This window comes from Propylenella binzhouense, from assembly GCF_009866965.1.
Taxonomy (GTDB): domain Bacteria; phylum Pseudomonadota; class Alphaproteobacteria; order Rhizobiales; family Afifellaceae; genus Propylenella; species Propylenella binzhouense.
In genome coordinates, this window is sequence record NZ_SPKJ01000020.1 from 26,479 (window position 1) to 53,110 (window position 26,632).

26 protein-coding genes are annotated in these 26,632 nt (G+C 69.9%); 12 read left to right on the forward strand and 14 right to left on the reverse strand.

The window, feature by feature from the left end:
- Positions 1-19 precede the first annotated feature (19 nt).
- The 7 genes from dxr to rpsB all read right to left on the reverse strand — a co-directional run bounded on the left by dxr (position 20) and on the right by rpsB (position 5,877).
- Positions 20-1,198, reverse strand: coding sequence for a 1-deoxy-D-xylulose-5-phosphate reductoisomerase (gene dxr, locus E4O86_RS08370; protein WP_161140079.1), 1,179 nt, complete (start codon positions 1,196-1,198; stop codon positions 20-22).
- A complete protein-coding gene (locus E4O86_RS08375) occupies positions 1,198-1,908 on the reverse strand; it encodes a phosphatidate cytidylyltransferase (RefSeq protein ID WP_343039126.1) in 711 nt (236 codons plus the stop codon). Before E4O86_RS08375 ends, dxr begins: the two co-directional genes overlap by 1 nt.
- Positions 1,901-2,653, reverse strand: a complete 753-nt coding sequence (locus E4O86_RS08380; protein WP_161140081.1) for an isoprenyl transferase — start codon at positions 2,651-2,653, stop codon at positions 1,901-1,903. Before E4O86_RS08380 ends, E4O86_RS08375 begins: the two co-directional genes overlap by 8 nt.
- A gap of 35 nt (positions 2,654-2,688) precedes the next feature.
- Entirely contained in the window at positions 2,689-3,249 is a 561-nt protein-coding gene (gene frr / locus E4O86_RS08385) for a ribosome recycling factor (protein ID WP_161140082.1), read from the reverse strand.
- 36 nt (positions 3,250-3,285) lie between these two features.
- Complete coding sequence (gene pyrH / locus E4O86_RS08390) at positions 3,286-4,005, reverse strand: UMP kinase (protein ID WP_161140104.1); 720 nt, start codon at positions 4,003-4,005, stop codon at positions 3,286-3,288.
- Between the two features lie 111 nt (positions 4,006-4,116).
- Entirely contained in the window at positions 4,117-5,043 is a 927-nt protein-coding gene (gene tsf, locus E4O86_RS08395; protein WP_161140083.1) for a translation elongation factor Ts, read from the reverse strand.
- Between the two features lie 33 nt (positions 5,044-5,076).
- Entirely contained in the window at positions 5,077-5,877 is an 801-nt protein-coding gene (gene rpsB, locus E4O86_RS08400; RefSeq protein WP_161140084.1) for a 30S ribosomal protein S2, read from the reverse strand.
- A 239-nt stretch (positions 5,878-6,116) separates the two neighbouring features.
- On the opposite strand from rpsB, the gene pcaB reads away from it, so the two are divergent.
- The 3 genes from pcaB to pcaC are packed head-to-tail and all read left to right on the forward strand — an operon-like array spanning position 6,117 to position 8,651.
- Positions 6,117-7,484, forward strand: coding sequence for a 3-carboxy-cis,cis-muconate cycloisomerase (gene pcaB, locus E4O86_RS08405; RefSeq protein ID WP_205520780.1), 1,368 nt, complete (start codon positions 6,117-6,119; stop codon positions 7,482-7,484).
- Complete coding sequence (pcaD, locus tag E4O86_RS08410) at positions 7,484-8,272, forward strand: 3-oxoadipate enol-lactonase (RefSeq protein ID WP_161140085.1); 789 nt, start codon at positions 7,484-7,486, stop codon at positions 8,270-8,272. The genes pcaB and pcaD overlap by 1 nt, the downstream gene beginning before the upstream one ends.
- Position 8,273: 1 nt before the next feature.
- A complete protein-coding gene (gene pcaC, locus E4O86_RS08415; protein ID WP_205520781.1) occupies positions 8,274-8,651 on the forward strand; it encodes a 4-carboxymuconolactone decarboxylase in 378 nt (125 codons plus the stop codon).
- A 28-nt stretch (positions 8,652-8,679) separates the two neighbouring features.
- Here the strand turns inward: pcaC and hpf are convergent, their stop codons facing one another.
- Positions 8,680-9,000, reverse strand: a complete 321-nt coding sequence (hpf, locus tag E4O86_RS08420) for a ribosome hibernation-promoting factor, HPF/YfiA family (RefSeq protein ID WP_161140087.1) — start codon at positions 8,998-9,000, stop codon at positions 8,680-8,682.
- A 71-nt stretch (positions 9,001-9,071) separates the two neighbouring features.
- Positions 9,072-9,962: a helix-turn-helix domain-containing protein gene (locus tag E4O86_RS08425; protein ID WP_161140088.1), complete on the reverse strand. Its 891-nt coding sequence runs from the start codon at positions 9,960-9,962 to the stop codon at positions 9,072-9,074.
- Between the two features lie 172 nt (positions 9,963-10,134).
- Between E4O86_RS08425 and E4O86_RS08430 the strand changes: the two genes are divergently transcribed.
- A complete protein-coding gene (locus tag E4O86_RS08430; RefSeq protein ID WP_161140089.1) occupies positions 10,135-12,102 on the forward strand; it encodes a nucleoside-diphosphate sugar epimerase/dehydratase in 1,968 nt (655 codons plus the stop codon).
- 18 nt (positions 12,103-12,120) lie between these two features.
- Complete coding sequence (locus tag E4O86_RS08435; RefSeq protein ID WP_161140090.1) at positions 12,121-13,170, forward strand: NAD-dependent epimerase; 1,050 nt, start codon at positions 12,121-12,123, stop codon at positions 13,168-13,170.
- On the opposite strand, the gene E4O86_RS08440 is transcribed toward E4O86_RS08435, so the two are convergent.
- Positions 13,158-14,165 (reverse strand): MraY family glycosyltransferase, encoded by a 1,008-nt coding sequence (locus tag E4O86_RS08440; protein WP_161140091.1) that lies wholly within the window; start codon positions 14,163-14,165, stop codon positions 13,158-13,160. The genes E4O86_RS08435 and E4O86_RS08440 overlap by 13 nt on opposite strands.
- A gap of 112 nt (positions 14,166-14,277) precedes the next feature.
- Here E4O86_RS08440 and E4O86_RS08445 point away from each other — a divergent pair, with 112 nt between their 5' ends.
- From E4O86_RS08445 to E4O86_RS08455, 3 genes are read left to right on the forward strand one after another with little or no spacing between them, the layout of a single operon-like run.
- On the forward strand, positions 14,278-15,246 hold the full coding sequence (locus E4O86_RS08445) for an NAD-dependent epimerase/dehydratase family protein (protein WP_161140092.1): 969 nt from the start codon (positions 14,278-14,280) through the stop codon (positions 15,244-15,246).
- Positions 15,247-15,300: 54 nt separating this feature from the next.
- Positions 15,301-16,407: a glycosyltransferase family 2 protein gene (locus E4O86_RS08450; protein WP_161140093.1), complete on the forward strand. Its 1,107-nt coding sequence runs from the start codon at positions 15,301-15,303 to the stop codon at positions 16,405-16,407.
- Positions 16,404-17,591: a glycosyltransferase gene (locus E4O86_RS08455; protein WP_161140094.1), complete on the forward strand. Its 1,188-nt coding sequence runs from the start codon at positions 16,404-16,406 to the stop codon at positions 17,589-17,591. Before E4O86_RS08450 ends, E4O86_RS08455 begins: the two co-directional genes overlap by 4 nt.
- Before the next feature lie 13 nt (positions 17,592-17,604).
- Here the strand turns inward: E4O86_RS08455 and E4O86_RS08460 are convergent, their stop codons facing one another.
- The 3 genes from E4O86_RS08460 to E4O86_RS08470 all read right to left on the reverse strand — a co-directional run bounded on the left by E4O86_RS08460 (position 17,605) and on the right by E4O86_RS08470 (position 20,449).
- Positions 17,605-18,777: a glycosyltransferase family 2 protein gene (locus E4O86_RS08460; RefSeq protein WP_161140095.1), complete on the reverse strand. Its 1,173-nt coding sequence runs from the start codon at positions 18,775-18,777 to the stop codon at positions 17,605-17,607.
- A 125-nt stretch (positions 18,778-18,902) separates the two neighbouring features.
- Positions 18,903-19,700, reverse strand: a complete 798-nt coding sequence (locus E4O86_RS08465; RefSeq protein WP_161140096.1) for an FkbM family methyltransferase — start codon at positions 19,698-19,700, stop codon at positions 18,903-18,905.
- 80 nt (positions 19,701-19,780) lie between these two features.
- On the reverse strand, positions 19,781-20,449 hold the full coding sequence (locus E4O86_RS08470) for an FkbM family methyltransferase (protein WP_161140097.1): 669 nt from the start codon (positions 20,447-20,449) through the stop codon (positions 19,781-19,783).
- Positions 20,450-20,781: 332 nt separating this feature from the next.
- On the opposite strand from E4O86_RS08470, the gene E4O86_RS08475 reads away from it, so the two are divergent.
- From E4O86_RS08475 to E4O86_RS08485, 3 genes are read left to right on the forward strand one after another with little or no spacing between them, the layout of a single operon-like run.
- Entirely contained in the window at positions 20,782-21,582 is an 801-nt protein-coding gene (locus E4O86_RS08475; RefSeq protein WP_161140098.1) for an ABC transporter permease, read from the forward strand.
- Between the two features lie 4 nt (positions 21,583-21,586).
- The gene (locus E4O86_RS08480; protein ID WP_161140099.1) at positions 21,587-22,336 is read left to right on the forward strand and encodes an ABC transporter ATP-binding protein; all 750 of its coding nucleotides are present in this window, start codon (positions 21,587-21,589) and stop codon (positions 22,334-22,336) included.
- A gap of 47 nt (positions 22,337-22,383) precedes the next feature.
- On the forward strand, positions 22,384-23,343 hold the full coding sequence (locus E4O86_RS08485) for a glycosyltransferase family 2 protein (RefSeq protein ID WP_161140100.1): 960 nt from the start codon (positions 22,384-22,386) through the stop codon (positions 23,341-23,343).
- On the opposite strand, the gene recJ is transcribed toward E4O86_RS08485, so the two are convergent.
- Positions 23,303-25,129: a single-stranded-DNA-specific exonuclease RecJ gene (recJ, locus tag E4O86_RS08490; protein ID WP_161140101.1), complete on the reverse strand. Its 1,827-nt coding sequence runs from the start codon at positions 25,127-25,129 to the stop codon at positions 23,303-23,305. The two genes, E4O86_RS08485 and recJ, sit on opposite strands and share 41 nt — an antisense overlap.
- Before the next feature lie 274 nt (positions 25,130-25,403).
- Here recJ and E4O86_RS08495 point away from each other — a divergent pair.
- Positions 25,404-26,632 (forward strand): DEAD/DEAH box helicase (locus E4O86_RS08495; RefSeq protein ID WP_246206296.1); only part of this gene is annotated, 1,229 nt, incomplete at its 3' end.

Genomic DNA, 26,632 nt, shown 5'->3' on the forward strand with positions numbered 1-26,632 from the left:
CCTCTCGCGCACCAGCTCCTTAGCTGGCGACGGCCAGGACTTTATCAAGCGTCCGCTCCGCACGTTCGCGCGCTTCGCGGTCGAGGGCAATGGCATCGTCGATCGAGCCCGGATCGACGAGGAGCCCGGAACGGTCCGCATCCGCCAGCGTCCGCTCCACGAGCTCGGCAATGCCGGGAAATCCGATCCCGCCGGCGAGGAACGACGCGACGGCAATCTCGTTGGCCGCGTTGAGCACGGTCGGCGCCCCCTGCCCGGTCCGGAGCGCCTCGCGCGCGAGCCTCAGTGCCGGAAAGCGGCCCTCGTCGGGATCCTCGAAGGCCAGCCGCCCGACCTTGACGAGGTCGAGCCTGCTCGCGGTCGTGCGGGCGCGCTGCGGCCAGTAGAGGCAGAACGCGATGGGCCGCTTCATGTCGGGCGCGCCGATCTCCGCATGCACCGAGCCGTCGCGGAAGGTGACGAGCCCGTGGACCACCGACTGCGGATGGACGATCACGTCGAGCCGCTCGGGCGGGATCGCGAAGAGATGGTGGGCTTCGATCAGCTCGAGCCCCTTGTTCATGAGGGTCGCGGAATCGATCGAGATCTTCGGGCCCATCGACCAGGTCGGATGCGCCAGCGCCTCCGCCGGCGTCGCCGCGGCGAGACGGCCGGCATCCCAGCCGCGGAACGGCCCGCCCGAAGCCGTGATCGTGAAGGAGGCGATGTCGGCCGGATCGCGCCCCTCGAGCAGCTGGAACAAGGCGTTGTGCTCGGAATCGACCGGCAGCACGGTCGCGCCGTGACGCCTGGCGAGCGCCATGAAGGCCGAACCGGCGCAGACGAGGCATTCCTTGTTGGCGAGCGCGATCGCGTTGCCGGCCCGCACGGCCGCCGCCGTTGGCCTGAGCCCGGCGGCGCCGACGATGGCCGAGAGCACGATGTCGACCCGTTCGCCGGCAGCCTCCTCGAGCGCGTCCGGTCCGCCCGCCGCCTCGGTCGATGTCCCGGCGAGCGCCTCCCGGAGCGCCGGCAGGGCGGCGGGATCGGCGATTACGGCACGCTCCGCGCGGAGCCGCCTGGCGGCGGCCGCGAGCCCGGCCGCATCGTTCCGGGCCGTGACAAGATGGACGGCGAAGCGGCCCGGATCGGCCGCGAGGACCTCGGCGGCGCTCGTGCCGACCGAACCGGTCGCTCCGAGAAGGCTGACGCGGCGCATCAGGCGGCCGCTCCCGACCAGCCGAAGAGCGGCCCGGAGAAGCCGGCGAGCGAGAGGATCCAGGCCGCGGCGGCAGCGCCGTAGAGGCCGTCGATCCGGTCGAGGACGCCGCCATGCCCCGGGATGAGCGAGCCGGAGTCCTTCACGGAGAAGCGCCGCTTGAAGGCGGATTCGAGGAGGTCTCCCGCCTGCGATGCCACGGACAGCACCGCGGCGAGAACTGCCGCGGCCACAAGCGGCGCCCCGGACGCCGCAGCGACGAGCGCGCCCGCCACGATGCCGGCGAGGAGGCCGGCGACGGCGCCCGACCAAGTCTTGTTCGGCGAGATGCGCGGCCAGAGCTTCGGCCCGCCGATGGTGCGGCCGCCGAAATAGGCGGCCGTATCGGTCGCCCAGACGATGGCGAAGATGAACACGATTCCGATCCAGGCTTCCGGCCCGCCGATGCGCAGGAGCACGAGCCCGGCAGTCGGAATTCCGACATAGAGGAGCCCCAGCGCGATCCAGGCCGCCCGCGCCCCGCCAACGGTCCGCGCGGTGACCGTCATCCATTCCCCGAAGGCGACGGCCGCGATGGAGATCATCAGGAGCACGTAGGCCACGCCGCCATACCAAGTGAGCGCGAGGACGAGCGGCACGAGAACGAGCGACGACAGGATCCTGGGTGCGAGATTGCCGGCCGAGCGCGCGCCCGTCTTGGGCTCATTCACTCCGGATTCCCCCGAAGCGCCGCTCGCGGCCGGCGAACTCCCGGAGCGCCGCGTCGAAATGCGCGTCGTCGAAATCGGGCCAGAGCACCGGCATGAAGACGAACTCGGCATAGGCCGCCTGCCAGAGCAGGAAATTGCTGATCCGCTTCTCGCCCGAGGTCCGGATCACGAGGTCCGGATCCGGCGTGCCGGCGGTGTCGAGGCAGGACTGGAACAGGTCCGCGCCGATCTCCTCCGCCTTCACCTCCCCGCGCGCCGCCTTCTCCGCGAGCCGCCGCGCTGCCCGGACGATCTCGTCGCGCGCGCCGTAATTGAACGCCACTTGGAGCACGAGTCCGGTATTCGCGGCCGTCTCCCGCTCGGCCGCCTCGATCAGCTCGCGGATGTCGCCGGGCAGGCCCGTGCGCGCGCCGATGACATGGATGCGGACGTTGTTCGCCTTCAGCTCCGAAAGGTCGCGCCGGATGAACAGGCGGAGCAGGTTCAGGAGGTCCTGGATCTCCGATTGCGGCCGCGACCAGTTCTCGGACGAGAAGCTGAAGAGCGTGAGGTACCGGATGCCCCGCTCGCCGGCATAGCGGACCGCGCGCCGCACGACCTCCACGCCCCGGCGATGGCCCTCCGCACGCGGGAGCCCGCGCGCATTCGCCCAGCGCCCGTTGCCGTCCATGATGATCGCGACGTGCCGCGGGATCCGCTCCGGGAGCACAGCCGGTTCGATCTGCTTCGCGGGAGCGCTTGCCATCGCCAATCCAGGGCCTCCTCGCCCGTACCAGGCGATCAGACGTGCGTGATCTCTTTCTCCTTCGACGAGAGCATGTCATCGATCTCCTTAATGAAGGAGTCGGTCATCTTCTGAATCTCGTCGGAGTGAGCCCGGCTCTCATCCTGGCTGATCTCGCTGTTCTTCTCCAGGCGTTTCAGGGTCTCCATGCCGTCGCGGCGGACGTGCCGGACGGCCACGCGCGCCTGCTCGGCATATTTGTGGGCCACCTTGACGAGCTCCTGCCGGCGCTGGGCGTTGAGCTCGGGGATCGGGATGCGCAAAAGCGTGCCCTCGACCACCGGGTTGAGGCCTAGATTGGCGTCCCTGATCGCGCGGTCGACCTTGCCGACCAGCGTCTGGTCCCAGACCTGGACCGTGATCATGCGCGGCTCGGGCACGCTCACCGTGCCGACCTGGCTGATCGGCATGTTGGTGCCGTAGGCGGGCACGACGATCGGATCGAGGAGATTGGCCGAGGCGCGGCCGGTGCGCAGGCCCGAGAGCTCCGTCTTCAGCACGGAGACCGCACCGTGCATGCGCCGATTGAGATCGCCGCTGTCGAACCCCTCACTCATGTTTCTTCCCCTGTTGTCCTGTGCGAGGCACGGAGGTCAATTCGCCGAGACCAGCGTCCCGACGGCCTCGCCGGCGACGATGCGCGCAAGCGCGCCCGCCTCGTGGATGTTGAAGACGATTATCGGCAGACGGTTGTCGCGGGCAAGCGCGAAGGCCGCCGTGTCCATGACGGCGAGCCCCTTCGCGATCGCCTCCTCGTAGCTGACGCGGTCGTACTTGCGGGCGCCGGCGTCGAGGCGCGGATCGGCGGTGTAGACGCCGTCGACCTGCGTGCCCTTGAGGAGCGCATCGCATTCGAGTTCGAGCGCCCGCAGCGCCGCGCCGCTGTCGGTCGTGAAGAAGGGATTGCCGGTGCCGCCGGCGAGGACCACGACGAGCCCCTTGTTCATGTGCCAGGCGGCGCGCCGGTGGATGTAGGTCTCGCAGATCGAGGGCATCTCGATCGCCGACATCGCCCGCGCGTCGACGCCCTCGTGGACGAGCGCCGCCTCGAGCGCTAGCGCGTTCATGACGGTCGCGAGCATGCCCATGTGGTCGCCGGTGACCCGGTCGCCGCCGCGGGCGGCGATCGCCATGCCGCGGAAGATGTTGCCGCCGCCGATGACGATCGCGACTTCCGTGCCGGACTTCGACACCTGGGCGATCTCGCTCGCGAACCGGCGGACGGCATTGTCGTCGATCCCGAACGACTGCTCGCCGACCAGGGCCTCGCCCGAGAGCTTCAGGAGGATCCGCTTCGGCTTCGGCCGACCCATCGTTCCCAAGTGGCCCATCCCCGTCCTGTTGCGCCGCCGGCGCGAGCTCGCATACGCCAAGGGCGCCGACAAGTCACGTCGGCGCCCTCGACTTCCACCGAAGCTTTGCTGTCAGCGCTGGCCGACGGCCGCGGCCACCTCGGCTGCGAAGTCCGCCTCCTCGCGCTCCACGCCCTCGCCGAGGCGGAAGCAGACGAAGCCGGTGAGCGCCACCGGCGCCCCGACATCCTTCTGCGCGTCGCGCAGCACGGTCTCCACCGACCGCTCGCCGTCGATGACGAAGACCTGCTTCAGGAGCACGGCCTCCTCGTAGAACTTCCGCAGCCGGCCCTCGACCATCTTGTCGATGATCGCCTCCGGCTTGCCGGATCCGCGCGCCTGCTCGGCATAGACCGCCCGCTCGCGGGCGACGACCGCCGGGTCGAGGTCGCTCACGTCGAGCGCAAGCGGGCTCGCCGCGGCGACATGCATCGCGATCTGGCGGCCGAGCGCATAGAGCTTGCCGCTGTCGCCGGCGGAGCGGACGCCGACGATCACGCCGATCTTGCCGAGCCCGGGCGCCGCCGCCGCATGGATGTAGCCGGCGACCACGCCCTCGTCGACTTCGAGGGCGGCGGAACGGCGGAGCGTCATGTTCTCGCCGATCGTCGCCACCGCGTCGGTGACCGCCGCCTCGACCGTCTTGCCGGATTTCGGCAGCTTCGCGGCCATCACGGCCTCGAGCGACCCGTCCGTCGTCAGCGCCGCCTCGGCCACCTCGGTCACCAGCGCCTGGAACCGATCGTTCCGGGCGACGAAGTCCGTCTCCGAGTTGAGCTCGACGATCGCCGCCTTGCGGCCGGCCTCGGCGATCCCGACGAGACCCTCCGCGGCCACGCGCCCGGCCTTCTTCGCCGCCTTGGCGAGGCCCTTCGTGCGCAGCCAGTCGACGGCGGCTTCCATGTCGCCGCCCGATTCCTGCAGGGCCGTCTTGCAGTCCATCATGCCTGCGCCGGTCTTCTCGCGCAGCTCCTTCACCATCTGTGCGGTGATGGCCATATTCGCTCCTCGCGTTCTTTCAGGCTGGCGTCGTCAGGCGGGGGCGCCGGCAGCGGCTTCGCCCGCGCCCGCGGGGACATTCGTGTCGAGCTCCGGCTCGTACGGAACCTCCTCGGAGGCACCCACGTCGACGCCGAGGTCGCCCTGGCTGCGCGAGATGCCGTCGAGCGCGGCGCGCGAGACGAGATCGCAATAGAGCGCGATCGCCCGGCCCGCATCGTCGTTGCCGGGCACCGGCAGGTTCACGCCGCCCGGGTCGCAATTGGTGTCGACGATCGCGGCGACCGGAATGCCGAGCCGGCGCGCTTCCTTGATGGCGATCGCCTCCTTGTTCGTGTCGATCACGAAGATGAGGTCGGGAAGCCCGCCCATGTCGCGGATGCCGCCGAGATCGCGCTCGAGCTTGTCGCGCTCGCGGGTGAGCGAGAGCCGCTCCTTCTTCGTCAGGCCCTGCGCGCCCTCGGCGAGCATCTGGTCGAGGTTGCGCAGCCGGTCGATCGAATGCGAGATCGTCTTCCAGTTGGTCAGCATGCCGCCGAGCCAGCGCGAATTGACGTAGTACTGCGCCGAGCGGCGCGCCGCGTCGGCGAGAGCTTCCTGCGCCTGCCGCTTGGTGCCGACGAACAGGATCCGCCCGCCCTGCGCAACGGTGTCGCTCACGGCCTGCAGCGCCCGGTAGAGCATCGGCACGGTCTGGGCGAGGTCGATGATGTGGACGTTGTTCCGCTCGCCGAAGATGTAGGGTGCCATCTTCGGGTTCCAGCGGTGCGTTTGATGTCCGAAATGTGCGCCAGCCTCGAGCAGCTGGCGCATCGTGAAGTCGGGAAGCGCCATTACCAATTCTCCGGTTGTGCCTCCGCGGGCCAATGGCTTGCGCCACCGGAAAAGCCGGAACAGCTTCGAGCCCGCGTGCGAGATGGGCGCGATATAGGCGAGAGCGCCGGATTCCGCAATCCCGGCCGCCGGGACATCGGACGGCGGCGCGGAGGAGCCGGGCGGCGCCCCTCGACCGCCGGAGCGAAAGCGGCCGATCCGGTGTGACAGTGGCGGACGGAACCGCTAGGAACGGCGCCATGACGACCGAAGACATCGCGGGATCCCGGCTCTTCTCGCCCATGTTCGCCTCGCAGGCGCTCGGCCGCGTCTTCTCCGATCGGGGCATTCTCGGCGCCATGCTCGAGGTCGAGGCGGCGCTTGCGGAGGCCGAGGCGGAATGCGGGGTGATTCCCCGCGAGGCCGCGGCCGCGATCCGGGACGCGTGCGATCCCGGCCTCTACGACATCGAAGCGATCGGCCGCGGCGCGGCGCTCGGCGGCAACCTTGCGATCCCGCTCGTGAAGGCGCTGACCGCGAAGGTCGAAGCGGACCATCGCGGCTACGTGCACTGGGGCGCCACCAGCCAGGACGTGATCGACACGGGCTTCATGCTCCTCGCGCGCACGGCGCTCGCGGAGATCGGGGCGCAGACGCGGTCGGCCATGAAGGCGGCGGCGGCTCTCGCGCGCCGGCACCGCGACGCCATCATGCCCGGCAGGACCTGGATGCAGCACGCCTTGCCGATCCCGTTCGGCTACAAGGTCGCGGTCTGGCTCTCCGGGCTCGCCGCCGCCCACGCGGCGGTCAGGCGGGTGCGGCGCGAGGCGCTCGCCATCCAGTTCGGCGGCGCGGCGGGAACGCTGGCCGCGCTCCGGAGCGACGGCCTGCAGGTGCGCGCGGCCCTTGCCCGTCGGCTCAGCCTCCCGGAGCCGGCCGTCACCTGGCATGCCGAGCGAAGCCGGATTTTCGAGATTGCCGCGGCGCTCGGCCTCCTTTCCGGCGCCTGCGCGAAGATCGCCCTCGACATCCAGCTCCTGATGCAGACGGAGATCGGCGAGGCGCTGGAGCCGTCGGCGCCCGGCAAGGGCGGGTCGTCGACGATGCCGCACAAGCGCAATCCCGTCGGGTCCGCGGCGGTACGCGCCAACCATCGCCGGATCACCGGCCTCGTCGCGACGATCGTCTCCGCCCTCGAGCAGGAGCAGGAGCGCGCGCCGGGCGCCTGGCCGGCCGAATGGGAGACGATGCGCGACCTCTTCCTCCTTGCCGGCGGCAGCGTCGAGCGGACGGCCGCGATGCTCGCCGGCCTGGAGGTCGAAGAGGGGCGGATGCGCGAGAACCTCGACCTCACATTGGGGCTTCCCCTTGCGGAAAGCCTCATGATGGCGCTCGCGCGGGACATCGGCCGGATGGAGGCGCATCACCGCGTCGAGGCGGCCTCCAGGACGGCTGCGACGAAGCGGCGGCCGCTCGCGGAGATCGCGAGGTCCGATCCGCAGATTTCGGACGTGCTCGGCGAAGACGAGATCGACGCCGCGCTCGACCCTTCCAATTATCTCGGCTCCGCGGCGGCGATGATCGAGCGCGCCCTCACCGAGGCAGAACGCGAACTGGAGGCTGACTGATGGCTGAATTCACGACGAGCGACGGCGTTGAGATCCATTACGAGATCGAGGGGGCGCCGGACGCGCCGCCCCTCCTCTTCTCCAATTCGCTCGGCACGGACCTCCATATGTGGGACAGCCAGATGGCGGCGGCCGGCAGGCGCTTCCGCGTCGTCCGCTACGACCAGCGCGGACACGGCAAGTCGGGGGCGCCGGAGGGCGCCTATACGATGGAGCGGCTCGGGAAGGACGCGGTCGAACTCCTCGACGCCCTGGAGATCGAGCGGACCGCCTATTGCGGGATCTCGATGGGCGGCATGACGGGCATGTGGCTCGCCTCGAACCACCCGCGGCGCTTCACGCATGCGGCCTTCTGCAACACGGCGGCGTTCTATCCGTCCAAGGAGATCTGGGACGGACGCATCCGCACCGTCGAGGGCGGCGGGATGGAGAGCCTGAAGGCGCCGAGCGCGGACCGCTGGTTCACGGCCGGGTTCCGCGAGCAGAACCCGCAGGAGGTCGACCGCCTGCTGGCGACGCTCGTGGCCACCGATCCGGCCGGCTATATCGGCTGCTGCGCCGCGATCCGCGACATGGATTTCCGCGACAAGCTCGGCCTCATCGAATCGCCGGTGCTCGTGGTGATCGGCGACCATGACCTCGCGACCACGCCCGAGCAGGGCCTCGCCGTCGCAGACCACATTCCCGGGGCGCGCGTCCTCAGGATGCCGACCGCCCATCTGTCGAATGTCGAGCGGCCCGACCTCTTCGAGCAGTCGGTGCTGCCCTATCTCGCCGGGGAGGCCTGAGATGGCCGATACCTATGAGGCCGGCATGGCGGTGCGGCGTGCGGTTCTCGGATCGGAGCACGTCGACCGCGCGAATGCCGGGATCACCGCGTTCAACCGCGAGTTCCAGGAGCTCATCACGCGCTATGCCTGGGGCGAGATCTGGACCAGGCCGGGGCTCGACCGGAAGACCCGCTCCTGCATGGTGATCACCGCCCTCATCGCGCTCGGCCACTGGGACGAGCTCGGCATGCATGTCCGCGCCGCCTTCAACAACGGCCTCACCGCCGACGACATCAAGGAAGTCATCCTGCAGACGGCGATCTATTGCGGCGTGCCGGCCGCCAATCACGCCTTCAAGATCGCGGCGAACACGATCGCGGCGATGGAGGCGCCCTGAGAGAGGCGAGCGGGAGCCGGAGCGGCCCTCAGCCGTGCTTGTCCTCGCGGATCTCCCGCTTCGTCCGCCTGAGCTGCTTCTCGACCTTCGCGAGCGCGGAATCGAAGGCGAGGTAGGCATCCTTCGCCGCCGCCTCCGCGCTCATCATGTCGAGACCGCCCATGCGGATGTTGACGCTGCAGCGAAACGCGTTCCCCTCGTTCGTGAAGTGGACGGAAGCGGTGTTGAGCCGCTGGAAGTACTTGTCGGCCACCTTCCGGATCTCCTGCTCGGCATGTTCTCTGATTGCGCTGCCGAGATCGATGCTGGAGCTTCCGACCGTGATGGGCGTGTCCACCTGCTGAGGCATTCGCTCTTTCCTCCCTGTCTCCGCGCATCAACGGGGCCGGACCCCGATGGTTTCGCGGCTGGACGGCGCGCTCAGGATCTCCGCTGATGTTCGCGGAACTGCTGCGGGGTGAGATCCGTGTAGCGGCGGAAGTACCGCGAGAAGTGCGCCGGGTCCGTGAAGCCGAGATCGAAGGCGATCTGCCCGACCGTGAAGTCCGTGAAGGCGAGCTGCCGCTTCGCCTCCAGGACGACGCGGTTGCGCACCATGTGGCCCGGCGTGACCCCCGCGACGCGCTTGGTGTGCTCCGTCAGCCGGTCCACGGTCATTGCAAGCGCATCGGCATAGTCGCCGACCCGTCGCGTCGTCCTGAACCGCTCCTCGATCAGCCGGCGCAGCCGCTCCATGACGGCGTCCGTGCGCATGACCGGACCCGTGTTCGCCCCAGCGCCTGCGCTCCGCCTGATGATCTCGACCACGAGCAGCGCGAGCCATGCCCTGACCGCGATCTGCGCCGCCGTGCCGTCCGTCTCGATCTCGGCCTTCAGCCGCTCCGCGATGCTCCAGACCCGGTCGAAGCGATCGTCCTCCGCGAAGGACAGCACCGGCTTCGTGAAGATCGCCGTCAGGCGGTCGTAGATCGAGCCGGCCCGGTCGCGCTGCTCCCGCAGCGTATCGCTCGTGAAGGAGAAGACGGCGCCGCCGGCGCCCTCGTGGAAGTCGAAGCCGTGCACGCTCGTCGCCGGAACGACCACCACGGAGCGCGGTCCGATCGCGCTTTCGGCGCCGTCCATCATCACGGAGCCGCTGCCGACGCGCAGAACGAGGATCTGGTCGAGGTTCTGATGGCTGTGCGGCTCGATGCGCCAGCCGCCGCGGCGGGCGCGATCCTCGATCGTCTCCACCGAGACGAAATCGAACGGCGTTTCCTGCGGCGTCTCGCCATAGAGGTGAAACTGGGGAATCGGCCGTGGCACGGGCATGGCCCAATCTAGTCCTCCGGCGCCCCGGGTCAAATCGCCCCGTCCGCCGGAAACCGAGCACGACTTGCCGACCATGCCCGCGTCGCACTAAGGAATGCTCCAGAAGAACAACTCTCGGGAGGTCGAAGAGGCCGATTCGGCGGCAGGTCCGGACCCGGCATCGAGGCTGATCATGGCTTGGCGGCTCGAACGACCCTCGTCGACGACACTGAAGCGCCTGGCTGCGGGCATTCACGACATCATCGCGGCGGGCTTCTCGATCGCGCTCGCGCTGCTGCTGCGCTATGGCTGGCAGAACCTTCCGCCGCCCTCCCAGATCGTGACGGTCGTGGCCGTGTTCGCGGCGATCGCGGCCGTGGCGTTCTGGTTCTTCCGGCTCGGCCGCGGGATCTGGCGCTTCGCGTCCCTCACGGACCTCCGCAACATCGTGCTTGCGAGCACGGTGACGGTGGTCGCCTTCCTCATCCTGATGTTCCTCGTCAACCGGCTCGCCTACGTGCCCCGGTCGGTGCCGCTCATCGCGTGGTTCATCCTGATCGTCATGCTCGCCACGCCGCGCATCTTCCACCGGCTCCTGAAGGACGGCGGCATCGGCGCGCTGCTCCAGGTCCAGGAGGCGCTGCAGCCGCGCCAGCGCGTCCTGATCGTGGCCTCGGCCGGCCAGGCGGACCGCGTGATTCGCCGCTTCGGGCTCGAGCAGAGCCCGCACTACCGGCTCGTCGGGGTCGTCGACTTCCGCAGGCGCTCGAAGGGACGGACGGTCCGGGGCGTGCCCATCCTCGGGGACGTCGCGGAGATCGACGGCATCCTCGCGACCCTTGCCCGGCAGGGCCTCAGGCCCGACGCCATGATCATCACGGCGGCACAGGGGAACCGCGAGGCGCTGCAGGCGGTGGCGATCGCCGCCGCCGGCCACGGCATCGCGATCAAGCGGCTGAACGATCCGGTCGGAGTCCTCTCCAAGGAGGAGCCGGAATTCCATGCGGTCACCCTCGAGGACCTGCTCGGCCGGCCCCCGGTGCGCCTTGAGCTCGAGCAGATCCACCAGCTGATCGCGGGCCAGGTGGTGCTCATCACCGGTGCCGGCGGCAGCATCGGCTCCGAGATCGCGCGCCAGGTGGCCGCCTACGGCCCGGAGCGGCTCGTGCTCGTCGACAACAGCGAGTTCAACCTCTACTCGATCGATCGCAGGATCGCCGCCCTCAACCCCGCCCTCTGCAAGGCGAGCATCCTCGCCTCCGTGCGCGACCGCCGGACAATCAGGCGCATCATCGCGCGCGAGCGGCCGGCGCTGATCTTCCACGCCGCCGCGCTGAAGCACGTCCCGCTGGTGGAGATGAACCTCTCGGAGGGCGTGCTCACCAATGTGATGGGGACCTGCAACGTCGCCGATGCCGCGGTCGATGCGGGGGTCGGCGCGATGGTCCTGATCTCGACGGACAAGGCGATCCGGCCGACGAGCGCCATGGGCGCCTCCAAGCGGGCGGCCGAGGCCTATTGCCAGGCCCTCGACGTGGCGGAGGACGGCACCCGCTTCATCACCGTTCGCTTCGGCAACGTGCTCGGGTCGAACGGCTCCGTGGTGCCGCTCTTCGAGGAGCAGATCCGGACGGGCGGGCCGGTCACGGTGACGCATCCGGACATGCAGCGCTATTTCATGACGATCCGCGAGGCGACGGAGCTCGTCCTCCAGGCGGCCGTCCACGGGCTCGGCCATCCCGACGAGCGCGGCCGCATCCTCGTGCTCGACATGGGCAAGCCGGTGCGCATCGTCGATCTCGCGCGGACGCTGATCGCGCTTTCGGGATACCGGCCGGACATCGACATCCCGATCCAGTTCACCGGGCTGCGCCCGGGGGAGAAGCTGTTCGAGGAGCTGTTCGACCCGAAGGAGGCCGCGATGCCGACCTCCACCGAAGGCGTGCTCATCGCCTCGCCGCGGCTCTTCGACAAGGATTTGCTCCTCCTTGCGCTGCAGCGGCTCGAGCGCGCGGCCCGGCGCGACGACGTGGCCGAGGCGCGCAACACCCTCGCGGACATCGTGCCGGAATTCACCGGCGCGGCCGCCGCTCCCCCCGTCGTGGAGGCCAACCCGCACGGAGAGCCGTTCCGGGTGCCCTCCGAACCAACCCTCCACTGACGATCCGAAGGGCGAAGAATGGCCGAAGACGCTGCGCCGGCCTGGCGCAATCCGGACATCGGCGCGGTCCTCGTCACCGGGGCGGCCGGGTTCATCGGCTTCCATGTCGCGCGCCGGCTCTGCCGCGACGGCGCGCGCGTCGTCGGGATCGACAATCTCACGCCCTATTACGACCCGGCGCTGAAGCGGGCGCGGCTCGCCGAGCTCGCCGAGCTTCCGAACTTCGCCTTCCACGAGCTCGACATCACGGACGCGGGTCGCGTCGCGGGGCTCGTTCGCGACGAGGCGATCGGGCAAGTGGTCCACCTCGCCGCGCAGCCGGGCGTCCGCCACTCGCTCACGCATCCCTTCGACTATACCAAGGCCAACATCGAGGGCTTTCTCAGCATCCTCGAGGCCTGCCGCCACAACGGCGTCGGCCATCTCGTCTACGCCTCGTCGAGCTCCGTCTACGGCACGCAGGCCCGCCAGCCCTTCGACGAGCACGCGCCATCCGTGCACCCGATCTCGCTCTATGCCGCGACGAAGCGCGCCAACGAGCTGATGGCGCACACCTACAGCCACCTCTACGCGCTGCCGACGACCGGCCTGCGCTTCTTCACGGTCTACGGTCCCTGGGGACGCCCGGACATGGCGCCCTTCAAGTTCACCCGCGCCATTCTCGCGGGCGAGCCGATCGAGCTCTACAATTTCGGCGAGATGAGCCGCGACTTCACCTATGTGGACGACGTCGTCGAGGGGGTCGTGCGCATCCTCGCGCGTCCGCCGCAGCCCGACCCGCACTGGAACCCCGTCGACCCGGATCCGGCCACCAGCGCCGCGCCCTGGCGCGTCTACAACATCGGCAATGACAGCGCCGTCGGCCTCTGGGATTTCGTGCGGGCGATCGAGGCGGCGACCGGCCGCGAGGCCGCGGTCGAACTGAAGCCGATGCAGCCCGGCGACGTCCGCAGCACGCTTGCCTCGGTCGACGACCTCAGGGAGGCCGTCGGCTTCCGCCCCGACACGCCGATACGCGAGGGCGTGAAGCGGTTCGTGGACTGGTACGTCGACTATTACGGCCGCTGAGCGCGGAACCGCGCGCCGCGCAGCCCGAGAAGATGGGCGTAGACGCCCGCCGCCAGCAGGACGGCCGCCGCGAGGGAGATGACCGGGCGGTGGAGCGCCGATACGGCAAGGCCCGCGAGGGCGGCATCGAGGATGAGGACGGTCCCGGCCACGCGCTTGTGCGTGAGACCGCGGTCGACCGCCCGCTGGTAGGCGTGCAGGCGGTGTGCGGCGGCGATGTTCTCCCGGCGCAGGATGCGCCCGAGCAGCGTCGCCGTCGCGTCGAGCTCGAAATAGAGCGGCAGGATGATCGCGGAGGCGAGCGCGCCGGACGCCGCGGCGGCGATCAGAAGCCAGCCGAGCAGGAAGCCGAGCGTTGCGCTTCCGACGTCGCCCATGAAGATCCGCGCCGGCGGCCAGTTGAAGACCAGGAAGCCGAGCGCCGCCCCGAGGACGACGGCGGCATCCGCGCTCAGCCATGAAAGCGCCGGCGCGGCGAGCGCGAGCACGAGGATGCCCGCCGCGACCATCGCCGCCTCGCCTGCCGCAAGCCCGTCGATCCCGTCCATGAAGTTGAAGAGGTTGACGAACCAGAGCCAGGCGATGCCCGCGACGAGGCGGTCGGCCGGAACCGGCAGCAGGCCGGCGAAGATTGTGGCGCCTTCCGGCAGCGCGGACAGGCCGAGCGCCACGGCGGCGGCCTGGACGGCGAGCCGGACGGCCGCCCTGACATGGCCGAAATCGTCGAGCACGGAGACGGCCGCGAGCAGCGCCGCGCCGGCGAGAACGGCCGGTCCGCCGCTCCCCGCGCCGACGCTCCAGAGGGCGAGCCATCCGAGAAGGATCACCGGGACGAACCCGATTCCGCCGCCGCGCGGAACCGGCGCGCTGTGCGAGCTTCGCGCGTTGGGGGTATCGAGGAGGCGCGAGCGCGCGAACCCGATCGCAGCCCGTACCGCGACGGCTGTCGCCAGGAACGCGAGCGCGGCGGATGCGATCAGGATGGCAGGAGACAAGGGCGGCTCCGGTCGGCGGCTAGGTGTGTACAGTGCGGGACCGAAGGTCAAGAATGGACCACCATTCCGCGTGTGCAGCCGGCCGGCGCGTGGCCGTAGCGGGAGGAGAGGGATGTCCGAGACGGGCGGGGCCGGCGGGCCGACGGTGCTCGTGACCGGTGCCACCGGCTTCGTGGGGAGGAACGTCGCCGGCGCGCTTCGCGGAGCGCGCTTCCGCGTGCGCGCCGCCGTGCGCCGGCCGGGAGCGGAGGGATTCGCGGACGAGACGGTCAGGATCTCCGCCATCGGAAGCGCGACCGACTGGAACGAGGCGCTGGCGGGCGTGCATGCGGTCGTGCACGCGGCCGGCCTCGCCCATCGGCCGGCAAGGGCCCGGGACGCGGATCGCGAGCTCTATGCCGAAGTGAACGTGGAGGGCACGCGGCGCCTCGCCGAGGCGGCCGCCTCGCGCGGAATTGGCACCTTCGTGTTCCTGAGCTCGATCGCCGTCAACGGCGCGGAGACGGATGGCATTCCGTTCCGGGAGAGCGACGAGCCGCATCCCGTCACGGTCTACGGGCAGAGCAAGGCGCTCGCCGAGGATGCGGTCCGGCGCGTCGCGGAGAGGTCCGGCATGCGCGCCCTCATCCTGAGGCCTCCCCTCATCCATGGACCCGCAGCGCCCGGAAACTTCGCGTTGCTCGCCCGCGCGGTCGGACTGCGCCTGCCGCTCCCCTTCGGGCGCGTCGACAATCGCAGGGCCTATCTCGGGATCGACAATCTCGCCGGCTTCATCGTCGACCGGCTGCGCGGGCCGGAGCCGGCGGGGACCTTCATCCTGGCGGACGACGAGCAATGCTCCACGGCGCGCCTCGCCTCCCTGATCGCTTCGGCGCTGGGCAGGTCCCCTCGCCTGCTGCCGGTGCCCCCGCGGCTCCTGCGCGGCGGGCTCTCGGTGCTCCGCCGGAAGGAGATGGCCGGAAGCATTCTCGGTTCGCTCGAGGTCGATACGGCGCGGATGCGCTCGACCGGCTGGTCGCCGCCCTGCACGCTCGAAGAAGGCATTCGTCGCGCGCTGCGCCGAAGCGAGGGCGCGGAATGAACGCCGGACCCGGGACCCTGGGGCGGCCGGATCCGACACCCGCCGGCCCGCGCCATGCCTGAGGTCAGCGTGGTGATGCCGGTCCGGAACGCGGCGCCGTTCCTGGCGCCTGCGCTGCGGAGCATCCTCGAGCAGACGGGCGTCAAGTTCGAGCTGATCGCGGTCGACGACGGATCGTCGGACGGCAGCTCCGCCATCCTCGCGGACTTCGCCGCCTCGCACGGCAACATGCACGTGATCCCCGGCGAGGGGCGTGGCATTTCGCGCGCCCTGAACCGCGGCATCGCGGCGGCCTCGGCACCGCTCGTCGCGCGCATGGATGCCGACGACATCGCGCTTCCCGGGCGCGTTGCCCGCCAATGCGCCCATCTCGCCGCACATCCGGACCTGGGCGTCCTCGGCACCCAGGCGCAGGCGATCGACGAAGCGGGCCGCCCGACGAGGCGCATGCACGTGCCGGTCGGCCCCGGCCGTGTGCGCCGCGCTCTCGACATCAGCTCCGCGCTCATCCATCCGAGCGTCATGATGCGACGGCAGCTCCTGCTCGCCGCCGGCGGCTATCGGCCGGCCTTCGACGGGGCGGAAGACTACGACCTGTGGCTCAGGCTCGCGGACGCCACGCAGATCGACAATTTGCCCGACACGCTGCTCCTCTACCGCCGGCACGGCAGCCAGGCCTCGACGGCGAGGCGCTTCCGCCAGGCGCGTCTTGCCGCCCTCGCCTATGCCCTCGCGACGTCCGATCTCGCGGGCGCCGGCCTCGACACCGAACTGAGCGCGGCCGAGCTCCGAAAGCGCTTCCTCGCTTCCTCCCCCGATGCGGCCCGGCGGCTGCGCCGGCTCGTCGCCACCCGGCTCGCCGACAATGGCGGCAGCACCAGCATGCGCGGCGGCCGCTATTTCCGGGCCGTTCTCGCTCGCGCGGGAGACGGCGCGGAACCGTCCCTGCGCCGCCGGCTCGCGCTCGCGGCCGTGCGCCACGAGCTCCACCTCGCCCGCGCCGGGCGGCCCGCCGAGGCGGCGGCATCTCTCCTGCGCGATCTTCTTCAATGGCGCACGGGGCTCCTCGCGGCCTATCTGCAGCACGGCGCGATCGTCTGGACCTCCCGACGCGCCGGCGGGCGCTCAGGCACGGCCGCCCCACCCTGCGGGGACGCGTGAGCGGAAAGCACCTTCTCCTCGTCGTCACCGACGAACGCTACTTCTGGGGACACCGCCTCGCGCTCGCGCGCGCGGCGCGCGACGCCGGCTGGGCGGTCACCGTTGCGACCGCGCCCGCAGGACTGACCGAAAGCATTCGCGCGGAAGGATTCCGGATCGAACCGATCGCCTGGAAGCGCGCGAGCCTCGACCCGCGCGCACTCCTCGCCGAGGTGCTCGCGCTCCGCCGCATTTTCCGCCGGGCCGGACCGGACGTCGTGCACGCCGTCTCGATGCGGGCGGTCCTTGCCGCCTCGCTCGCCGCGCTCGCCACGCCGGACCTGCCGATGGTGAACGCCTTCACCGGCCTCGGCTATACCTTCGCGGCGGCAGAAAGCCGCCGCGCGCGCCTGCTCGCCCGCCTTCTCGCTGCGATCTTCCGCCTGACCCTCCGGCGCGAGCGCTCGGTCGTTCTCCTCGAGAACGAGGACGACCGGAATTTCGTCGTCCGCGCCTTCGCGGTTCCGCCGGAGCGGACCGCCGTCAATCCCGGCTCCGGCGTGGACATGGCCCGCTTCGCGGCGCTTCCGCCGCCACACAATCCCCGGCCGGTGGTAGCCTGCGCGGCCCGCATGCTCGCCATGAAGGGAATCCCAGAGCTCGTCGAGGCCCGCCGCATTCTCCTCGCGCGCGGCGTGGAGCACGACCTCGTTCTCGCCGGCGGTATCGATCCTTCAAATCCGACAGCGATTTCCGAACGCCGGCTCAGAGACTGGATGAAGAACGACGGCGTGGAATGGCTCGGCGATCTCGACGATGTCCGTGTGCTCTGGAAACGGGCCGACATCGCCGTCCTCGCGTCGCGCGGTGGCGAAGGCGTCCCGCTCTCCCTCGTCGAGGCGGCGGCCTCGGGACGGCCCCTCGTGGCGACGCTCGTACCGGGCTGCCGCGACATCGTGGAGGACGGCCGGAACGGCCTTCTCGTGCCGCCGCGGGAGCCCGCGGCCCTCGCCGCTGCGCTCGAACGCCTGATCCGAGACGGCGAGCTCAGGATAAGCATGGGCGCGGCGAGCGCGTGCCGGGCGCGCGCGGCGTTCTCAAGCGAGATCGTGACGGAGCGTACGCTCGCGCTCTACCGGGCGCTGACGGAAGGACCGCCCGCAGGCGGACGGCCGGACCGCCGCCGGACGCGGCCTTCCGGCTGAAACGGGTCCGACCCTAGTAGAGCGTCTCGCGCCAGCGCCGGTATTGCGACTGGTGCAGCCGCTCCGACGGGCCCCATTTCCGCTGCTGGTCCTTCGGCTTCACCTTTGCGCGGGTGCGCTTGAGCGCCAGGCGGGCGCTCAGCTCCGGGCGCCGGACATATTCGGCGAGGTTGCTCCATCGTCCCCGCCGCAGGCTGAAATAGGCGACCCGCCTGAGGAGATAGACGATGTAGTACATGTTGCCGTCGTTCTCGAAGGTGTGCCGCGAGAACATTTCGAGCGCGAGGCGGATGTCCTCGGGCTGCGCCTCGTAGGGCCGGAAGCCGGTGAACTCGATGAGCTTGAAGACGGTGGCGGCCTTCACGTAGTCCCGCTCCTCCGCGGTGAGCGCGGGGAAGAGATCGAGCAGCTCCGCGATGCTCTCCTTCTTGCGCGCCTCGGCGAGCATCTCCTTCTCGAAGATGAGATCGGGCATGCCATGCTCGATCCGCTGCGCGGAGACGCCGGAAAGCGAGCCGAAGAAGGCCTGGATCCGGCCCTCGCGGAGGGACTTCCCGGAGATGCTGTTCGGGTGGACCCGGTACCAGCCGACGACGGGTTCGCGCAGGTTCTCCATCCATCCGAGGCGCGCCAGCCGCCAATAGAGGTCGGCGTCCTCGGCATGGAAGACGTACCGGTAGCCGCCGACGGCGCGCAGCGCCTCGGTGCGGACCATCAGGAAGGGATGCGGGAGGAACGGCTCGACTGCCGGCGTCAGGTAGGCGTTCGCCTTGTCGATCGGATCGACGACCCAGATGCCGTAGCGGATGTTGTCTTCCTTGATGAAGCCGATCGCCCCGCCGACCGCCACCGCGTGCGGGTGGTCGTTCAGGTACCGGACCTGGCGGGCGAAGCGATCGCGGGTCGAAATGTCGTCGCCGTCCATGCGGGCGACCAGCGGCGCGGTCACGTGCGCGAGACCGTAGTTCAGGGCGTCGACGATCCCGCCGTTCTCCTTCGACAGGAGGACGAAGCGCGGGTCGTCGCCGACGGTCTCGCGGAAGATCTCCGCCGTGCCGTCGGTCGAGCCGTCATCGATCATCAGGACCCGGAAGTATTCGAAGCTCTGCCGCTGGAGGCTGAGCAGCGCGCTCCGGATCGTCCCGGCAGCGTTGTACGCCGGAAGAAGCACATCTACGACGGCCATATCCTACCTTCCCGCCGCATTGAGGGCATGTTGTTCATTTGCCGGGGCGCCCGTCATGGCCGCAGGTCCCGGCCCGCGGCCGCGGTCGAGCGCATCCGGATGCGCATCTTTCGCCGTCCGGCCGGTCACTTGGTCGCGTGGATGTCGAACCACCAGCCGAGCCCTTCGGCGCCTTTCCGCTTGTCGGTCTCGTGGAGGCGCGTCCATTGCTTCAGCACGGTCTCGAAGCTGCGCCAGGTGCCTGCGGTGTCGGGCCCCGGAGGACCCGAGGTCCCCTGCCCGTATTTGTCCGCCCTGGGATTCAGCCCGGCATGCTTCATGATCCTGCGGAGCTTCCGGACCGCGCGGCCGGTCCTGCCGCCGAAATAGCGCTCGAAGAGAATGCCGGTCGCCGGATTGTAGTCGATCCAGTCGAGCGCCTGGCACACGATCTTGAACTTCGTGTAGCCGAGCGCCTTCATCAGCCTCAGATCGACGTCGCCCGAGCCGTGCTCCATCTCCACCGAGATGAACTGAGGAGCGGTCGCCGGCGTGAGCTGCTGAAGACAGATGCGGTCGTGCCCCTCGATGTCGATCTTCGCGTAATAGGGCACGCCGAACTCCGCGATCAGCGAGCCGAACGTGCGGCACGGGACGGTGATGGCGTGATGCTCCGCGCCGCCGCGCGAGGCGATCGAGCGATCGAACGAGCTCCATTCCCCCAGGCTGTCGCAGATCCAGAACTCGCGCTCTCCGCCCTCCTCGGCGATCGCTGCGTTGACGATCTTGAGCCGTCCGTTGGCGATCTCGTTCGCGAAGAGGACACGGGCGTCGCCGACCATCTCCGGATTGGCCTCCACGGCCACGACGTCGTAGCCATCCCTCAGATACTGGGCCGTGTCGCCGCCGTCGAACATGCCGACATCGAACACAAGGCGATTCATGGTGACCTCACGGGCAGGACCGGCTGCGGGAAGCGGCGGGGCCGGCGACCGTCAGGCGGCGCGGTCCCCTGCCTCCCCATTCAGCGGACATCGCGATCCACGGCGCTGAACGTCACGATGCCGCGCCGCGAATGCCATTGTTCATAGTGGAAGTTCTGCGCGCTCAGCGTGTCGAAGAGCTTCTTCACGCCGAGCCGTCCGATCGCGTACTGATGGATCTCGAGCATGATCTTCCTGACGCAGGCGAGGTTCACCCCGTCGAAAAGGTCGACCTCGCCGCCCTCGATGTCGACGATCAGCATGGTCGGCTGGATCTCGTCCAGCCGCTGCTGGAACGAGGTGACCGGGATCTCGACCGGCGTCGCCCCCTCGCCCGGCATCGTCGAGGATGCCCAGAAGTCCTTGTGCACGTGGAAGGTCGCGTGGCCGGATTGCGGCCCCACCATCTCGTTGAAGATCGTCACCGAGACGTCGTTCAGTTCGTAGGTCCGCCGGCAGATCGGGATGAGCGCGGGATTGGCCTCGATCGCGAACACCTTCGAGACGCGGGGATCCTTCGCGCAGAGCGTGGAGATGAATCCCACGCCGGCGCCGAGCTCGAGCACCACCTCGCCGTCCTGCAGGAGGTAGGGGAGTTCTTCCGATTCCTCGACCTCGTAGAAATTGTGGCTGAATGCTTGCCGCATCCGGTCGGTCAGCACGGACGCCGGAAACTCGAAGCGGACACCCCGGTAAGTCAGCTCTTCCACTTCGGCACTGGATTGTTGACTTGAAGACTGCATGTCGCCGGTCAGAAACTTCCTGAATTTGCCAACCACGTGCCGCTCCCGGCGAGGACGGGCCTTGGTACCGGGTGCCCATCAACCGATCAAGTGCCTTCTCTTGCTTCGCTCTGCGCCGCTTTGATTTGCCGGGCAACGATCACGCTCCGCTTGCCCGCGCTTGATGTGGCGGGAGCCGCCGGTATATGACCCGGCGCGAACGGGATCTCCGGGCGGATCGAACGTGCCGCTTGCCCGGTCCGCGTCCGGAACGCACGGCCTCGCGGCGCCTCGGCGGCCCGGGTACCGAATGGGACTGCATGAAATTTTCCGAAATCTCGCGGAACGCGACCAGCGAACTGCGCGCGACGGCCGAGCGGTGGCGCATGATCCACCTGATGGGCTCGGCGGAACTCCGGCGCCGCTACGCGCGCTCGCGGCTCGGGCAGTTCTGGCTGACCCTCTCCACCGCCGTCTTCGTCCTCGCCCTCGGCACGTTCTGGGCCCAGGTCGTCAAGCTGCCGCTCGAGACGATGATCCCCCATCTCGCGATCGGGCAGATCCTCTGGACGTTCCTCAGCACCTCGGTGCTCGAATCGACCTCGGCCTTCCAGAGCTATTCCTGGGTGCTCCAGAACCAGTACACGCCCAACGGCGTCGTCATCTCCTCCGTCGTCTACCGGAACATCCTGTCCTTCATCTACAATTCCACGGTCATCGTCGCGATCATCGCCTTCTTCGGCCTGTTCTCGATGAGCGGCGTGCTGACGTTCCTGCTGCTCTTCCTGCTCACCTGCGTGTTCCTGTCCGCGTCCTGCTTCATCGTGGCGATCATCTGCGTGCGCTTCCGCGACGTCATCCAGATCGTGGCGACGCTCATGACGGCGCTGTTCTTCTTCACGCCGATCTTCTGGAAGCAGCAGCTGCTTCCGGCGGAGCTGCAGTGGATCGTGCGCATCAATCCGTTCGCGATCGTGATCCAGGTCCTGCGTGCGCCGCTGATGGGCCAGCCCATCACGGCGGCCGACCTCGCCGCCTTCCTCGCCTTGGTGCTCCTCTCCGCCGCGGCCGCCTTCCTGCTGGTCGGCAGGCTGCGCCACCGCATCATCTTCTGGGTCTGAGCCGATGAGCGTCGTCTCGCTGGCCAATGTCAGCCTCGAATATCCGATCTTCAACAGCGGCTCCCGCTCGCTCCAGATCCATCTCTACAAGGCGCTCGGCGGCCACATCGCCGTGCACGACCACAAGCTGGTGGTGGAGGCCCTCCGGGACGTCACGCTCGAGCTTGAGGACGGCGACCGGCTCGGGATCGTCGGCCACAACGGCGCGGGCAAGACCTCGCTGCTGCGCGTCCTGTCGGGCGTCTACACGCCGACTTCCGGGAGCGCCCGCGTCGACGGAGCGGTCTCCTCGCTGACCGACATCACGCTCGGCATGGATCTCGAGGCGAACGGCTGGGACAACATCGTCTTCCGGTCCGTCTTTCTCGGGCTGACCTTCCGCGAGGCTCGGCGCAAGGCGCCGGAGATCGGCGCCTTCACGGAACTCGGCGACTTTCTGAACCTTCCGATCCGGACCTATTCGGCCGGCATGTTCCTCCGCCTAGCCTTCGCCATCTCGACGTCGGTCAATGCCGACGTGATCATCATGGACGAGATGATCGGGGCCGGCGATGCGAGCTTCGTCGAGAAGGCGCAGAAGCGGATCGAGGAACTCCTGGGAACGACCAGGGTCGTCGTCCTCGCGTCGCACAACCTTGCGATCCTCTCCCAGATCGCGAACAAGGTGCTGTGGCTCGAAAAGGGCTGCGTCAGGATGCTCGGCCCGACCCAGGATGTGCTCGGTGCCTACATGGCGTCGGTCGCGCATGCCTGACGACCGGCCGGCCCGCGCCTCGCGTCTCGCCCGGCAGGCGCGGTGACATGCCGGGTCATGGCGTCAGCGTGGTCGTTCCGGTTCACAACCGGCCCGAAGGCGCGGCGCAGGCGGTTCGCTCCGCGCTCGCCCAGAGCCTGCCGCCGCTCGAGGTGATCGTCGTCGACGACGCGTCTGACGAACCGCTCACCGAGGAGCGGCTCGGGGTCGCGGATCCGCGGCTCCGCATCGTCCGGCTCGGCGTCAATTCCGGCGCCTCGGCCGCGCGCCAGGCCGGCGTTGCGCTCGCGCGGGGCGAGATCGTCGCCTTCCTCGATTCGGACGATGTCTGGCTGCCGGGCAAGCTCGCCGCACAGCTCCCCCTCCTTGGCGATGCGGTCGCGAGCAGACGGCTGCTCGCCGTCGCCGGCGGCTGGGAGCGGCAGTCGGAGCATGGCGAACCCGGGCAGCGCCTGGTCCCGGTGGAGAGCGCCGATCCGCTCGCCTTCGCGAGCGGATGCTGGTTCTCGCCGGGCTCCACGGTGGTCCTCCCGCGTTTCGCGTTCGAGATCGTCGGTCCGTTCGATCCCCGGCTCCGGCGGCTCGAGGACAGCGACTGGTTCCTGCGCTTCGCTCTCCTCGGCGGCCGCCTCGTGGTCGCCCGCGAAATGGTCGCCGTCGTCAGCGCGGGACGTCGGAGCCGGGTCGGGACGACGAAGGCGGCCGGGGCCATCATCCTCGCCAAGGCTGCGGCGGCGTGCCCCCGGGCGCTCCGAAGCAAGGTCCTCCGGCGGCTGCGCGCCTATGTCGATCTCGAAATCGCCTCCGCGGCGCGCAACGAGGGCCGTCCGCTCGCCATGTGCCTCGCGCTTGCCCGCTCGTTCGCGAGGCGGCCGCGCTTCCGGCTCCAGCTCGAGCGCTGGTGGTCGGTCGAGCGGGCGCCGGACGGAATTCCGGCGGCGTTTGCCGCGCCGCCTCCCCGCGCCGTCAGACCCGGTCGCCCGGCACGGCCGCGTCGAGAATCCTGAGCTGCGGCGTCGCCGCGCCCTGCCAGGTGTCGAGGCAGAGCGTTCCGGCGACGTGGAGCGGCCTGCCGCGGCCCTCCAGCAGCGCCCGGCCGACCGGCCCGTCCGCGCATCGGAAGGCGATCGCCTTCAGCGTGCCGCCGGTGCCCGCCGAGAGCCGCGCGCGGACATGGTTGCCGCCGGCGCGCTCGGCATAGACGACCCGGTGCGACGGGAAGGCGAAGACCGGCGCCGGATGGCCCGGGCCGTAGGGGCCGGCCCGCTCGAGCGCGTCGATGAGCGCCGCGGTGGCGGCGCTCTCCGTGAGAGCCCCGTCGAGAAGCATGGTCCGGTCCGCGCGGGCCGCCGTCGTTGCCTCCCCGAGCCGCTCATCGAGAAAGGATCGCAGTTCCGCCATCCGCTCCCGCGCGACCGTGAGGCCCGCCGCCATTGCATGGCCGCCGCCCTTCACCAGGATCCCGGCTTCCACCGCGGCACGGACCGCCGCCCCGAGATCGACGCCGGTGATCGAGCGCCCGGAAGCGGTGCCGAGGTCCGACCCGCCCTCGAAGGTGACGGCGACCGCCGGTCGCTCGAAACGCTCCTTGAGCCGCGCCGCCACGAGGCCGACGACGCCCGGGTGCCAGCTTTCCGAACTCGCGAGCAGGACCGCGGGGCCCGGGCCGGCTCCGATCTCCGCCTCGGCCTCCGCCACGGCCTCTGCCACCGCTTCCGCCTCGATCGCCTGGCGCTCGGCGTTGAGGCGGTCGAGCGTCGCAGCGATCGCCGCCGCCTCGCCCGGGTCGAGGCAGGTCAGGAGCCGCGCCCCGAGGCCGGCATCGCCGATCCGCCCGCCGGCATTGATCCGGGGGCCGAGCAGGAAGCCGAGATGGCCGGTTTCCGACGGACGCTTGAGACGCGCCGCCTCGGCGAGCGCGCGGATGCCCGGCCGCAGATTGTGGCGGAGCGTGATCAGCCCCTTCGATACGAGCGCGCGGTTGACGCCGACGAGCGGGACGATGTCGCAGACGGTGCCGAGCGCGACGAGGTCGAGGAAGGTCAGCAGGTCCGGCTCGCGGCGCGCCGCGAAGAATCCGCGGCGCCGCAGCTCGCGGACGGTGGCGACCGCGGCGAGGAACGTCACGCCGACGGCGGCGAGATGGCCCTGCCCCGAAACGTCGTCCTGGCGGTTGGGATTGACGATCGCGACCGCCGGCGGAAGTTCGACGCCGACCTGGTGATGATCGATCACGACGACGTCGGCCCCGAGCCGGCGCGCGACGGCAAGCGATTCGGTGCTCGTCGATCCGCAGTCGACGCAGACGATGAGGCCCGCCCCCTCCGAGACCAGGGTCTCGATCGCCGCCGGATTGGGTCCGTATCCCTCGAAGATGCGGTCCGGAACGTAGATGCGCACCGGGCAGCCCAGCCCCTCGAGCAGGGAGGCGAGGAGCGCGGAGGAGGTTGCGCCGTCGACGTCGTAATCGCCGAAGATGGCGACCGGCTCGGCGCGGTGGACCGCATCGGCGAGCCGGCACGCGGCAGCGTCCATGTCGGCGAGCGAGGAGGGATCCGGCAAATCGCGCCGGAGGGACGGCTCCAGGAAATCCGATGCCCGGTCGCATTCCACCCCGCGGCCGGCGAGCACGCGGGCCACGATCTCGGAAAGCCCGTGGCGCTGCACCATCGCCGAGGCGAGCCCCTCGGCCCTGCCGTCGAGGCGCGAGCGCCATGCTCGCCCGGCCGCCGAGCGCGTCACCCCCAGGAACGGGCGTGCCGCGTCCCGTCCGTCTTCGCCGAATCCCCACATATGCGCGATTATGCGCGCGCTCCCCCCGCCGGCAACGCGCTTCTTCCGCTCTCCCCGAACTACACTGCGGCTTGAAAACGGCTTCGAACGAGCCTAACTAGGCGCCATCGAGCCGCCGTTTCGGGCAGCTCTCGGACGGCGTGTACGGTGCTTCACAGCAGCTCGGTCCGATCCATCTTCGAATTTCGGACAGTCCTGGCCACGCGGGATGTCTCATTCCCGCGTCCGCCGGCTGCGCTCTGCGCATCCGTACCGGCGCCATAGGATTCTCTCATTGACCTCCTTTAGCGATTTCGGGCTCGTCGAGCCCATTCAGCGCGCCCTGTCGGACGCGCAGTACGCGGTCCCCACGCCCATCCAGACGCAGGCGATCCCGGTCGTCCTCTCCGGGCGCGACCTGATCGGCATCGCGCAGACGGGCACCGGCAAGACGGCGGCCTTCGCGCTGCCGATCCTCAACCGGCTCGCGACCGAGCCGAAGCGCCCCGAGCGGACGGCCTGCCGCGTGCTCGTGCTCAGCCCGACCCGCGAGCTCGCAGGCCAGATCGAGCAGAGCTTCCGCCGCTACGGCAAGCATGTGCGCCTCACAACGGCGCTCGCGATCGGCGGCGTGCCGATCGGGCGGCAGAAGCGGGCGCTTGCCGGCGGCGTCGACGTCCTCGTCGCCACGCCCGGGCGCCTGCTCGACCTCTTCGGCGAGCGTGCGCTCCGGCTCGACCGCGTCGAGACGCTCGTCCTCGACGAGGCCGACCAGATGCTCGACCTCGGCTTCTTCCGGGATATCCGGAGGATCGTCGCGGAGCTGCCGAAGAGCCGGCTGACGCTGTTCTTCTCGGCGACCATGCCGCCCGCGATCGCTGAGCTCGCCGAGCAGATGCTGACGGACCCGGCAAGGGTGAGCGTCACGCCCGTCGCCAAGACGGCCGACCGCGTCGAGCAGCGCGTCATCCATCTCGACCGGGCGGCGAAGCCGAACGTGCTCGCAGAGGTCCTCAGGGCCGAGCGGCCGGGCCGCGTCCTCGTCTTCACCCGGACCAAGCACGGCGCCGACAAGCTCGTCCGAGCCCTCGAGCATTCCGAGATCTCGGCTGCCGCGATCCACGGCAACAAGTCGCAGCCGCAGCGCGAGCGCGTGCTCTCGGCGTTCCGGCGGGGCGAGGTCACCACGCTCGTCGCCACCGACATCGCCGCGCGCGGGATCGATGTCGCCGGCGTCAGCCACGTCGTGAACTACGATCTGCCCGAGGTCGCGGAGACCTACGTCCACCGGATCGGCCGCACCGCCCGCGCGGGTGCCGCGGGGATCGCCATCACGCTCTGCACGACCGACGAGACGCCCCTTCTGAAGGCGATCGAGAAGCTCACCCGCCTCTCGATTCCGGCCGAAGACCGGCGTACGACTGTGCCGGCGCCGGCGGCGGCCCCCCGTCCGGGGGACCGCGAGGCGGCGGGCAACCGTCCCGGCGCCCGCAGGCGCCGTCGCAAGCCCGCCTCCGGCGGCGG

Excerpts from the sequence above, each read along its gene's own strand:
- frr (WP_161140082.1), bottom strand. The coding sequence starts at position 3,249 with ATGAGTGAGGGGTTCGACAGCGGCGATCTCAATCGGCGCATGCACGGT.
- E4O86_RS08430 (WP_161140089.1), top strand. The coding sequence starts at position 10,135 with ATGGCTTGGCGGCTCGAACGACCCTCGTCGACGACACTGAAGCGCCTG.
- rpsB (WP_161140084.1), bottom strand. The coding sequence starts at position 5,877 with ATGGCGCTTCCCGACTTCACGATGCGCCAGCTGCTCGAGGCTGGCGCA.
- E4O86_RS08425 (WP_161140088.1), bottom strand. The coding sequence starts at position 9,962 with ATGCCCGTGCCACGGCCGATTCCCCAGTTTCACCTCTATGGCGAGACG.
- recJ (WP_161140101.1), bottom strand. The coding sequence starts at position 25,129 with ATGTGGGGATTCGGCGAAGACGGACGGGACGCGGCACGCCCGTTCCTG.
- E4O86_RS08380 (WP_161140081.1), bottom strand. The coding sequence starts at position 2,653 with ATGGCAAGCGCTCCCGCGAAGCAGATCGAACCGGCTGTGCTCCCGGAG.
- E4O86_RS08465 (WP_161140096.1), bottom strand. The coding sequence starts at position 19,700 with ATGAATCGCCTTGTGTTCGATGTCGGCATGTTCGACGGCGGCGACACG.
- E4O86_RS08450 (WP_161140093.1), top strand. The coding sequence starts at position 15,301 with ATGCCTGAGGTCAGCGTGGTGATGCCGGTCCGGAACGCGGCGCCGTTC.
- dxr (WP_161140079.1), bottom strand. The coding sequence starts at position 1,198 with ATGCGCCGCGTCAGCCTTCTCGGAGCGACCGGTTCGGTCGGCACGAGC.
- E4O86_RS08435 (WP_161140090.1), top strand. The coding sequence starts at position 12,121 with ATGGCCGAAGACGCTGCGCCGGCCTGGCGCAATCCGGACATCGGCGCG.
- E4O86_RS08460 (WP_161140095.1), bottom strand. The coding sequence starts at position 18,777 with ATGGCCGTCGTAGATGTGCTTCTTCCGGCGTACAACGCTGCCGGGACG.
- pcaB (WP_205520780.1), top strand. The coding sequence starts at position 6,117 with ATGACGACCGAAGACATCGCGGGATCCCGGCTCTTCTCGCCCATGTTC.
- hpf (WP_161140087.1), bottom strand. The coding sequence starts at position 9,000 with ATGCCTCAGCAGGTGGACACGCCCATCACGGTCGGAAGCTCCAGCATC.
- pcaC (WP_205520781.1), top strand. The coding sequence starts at position 8,274 with ATGGCCGATACCTATGAGGCCGGCATGGCGGTGCGGCGTGCGGTTCTC.
- E4O86_RS08480 (WP_161140099.1), top strand. The coding sequence starts at position 21,587 with ATGAGCGTCGTCTCGCTGGCCAATGTCAGCCTCGAATATCCGATCTTC.
- tsf (WP_161140083.1), bottom strand. The coding sequence starts at position 5,043 with ATGGCCATCACCGCACAGATGGTGAAGGAGCTGCGCGAGAAGACCGGC.
- E4O86_RS08475 (WP_161140098.1), top strand. The coding sequence starts at position 20,782 with ATGAAATTTTCCGAAATCTCGCGGAACGCGACCAGCGAACTGCGCGCG.
- pyrH (WP_161140104.1), bottom strand. The coding sequence starts at position 4,005 with ATGGGTCGGCCGAAGCCGAAGCGGATCCTCCTGAAGCTCTCGGGCGAG.
- E4O86_RS08445 (WP_161140092.1), top strand. The coding sequence starts at position 14,278 with ATGTCCGAGACGGGCGGGGCCGGCGGGCCGACGGTGCTCGTGACCGGT.
- pcaD (WP_161140085.1), top strand. The coding sequence starts at position 7,484 with ATGGCTGAATTCACGACGAGCGACGGCGTTGAGATCCATTACGAGATC.
- E4O86_RS08485 (WP_161140100.1), top strand. The coding sequence starts at position 22,384 with ATGCCGGGTCATGGCGTCAGCGTGGTCGTTCCGGTTCACAACCGGCCC.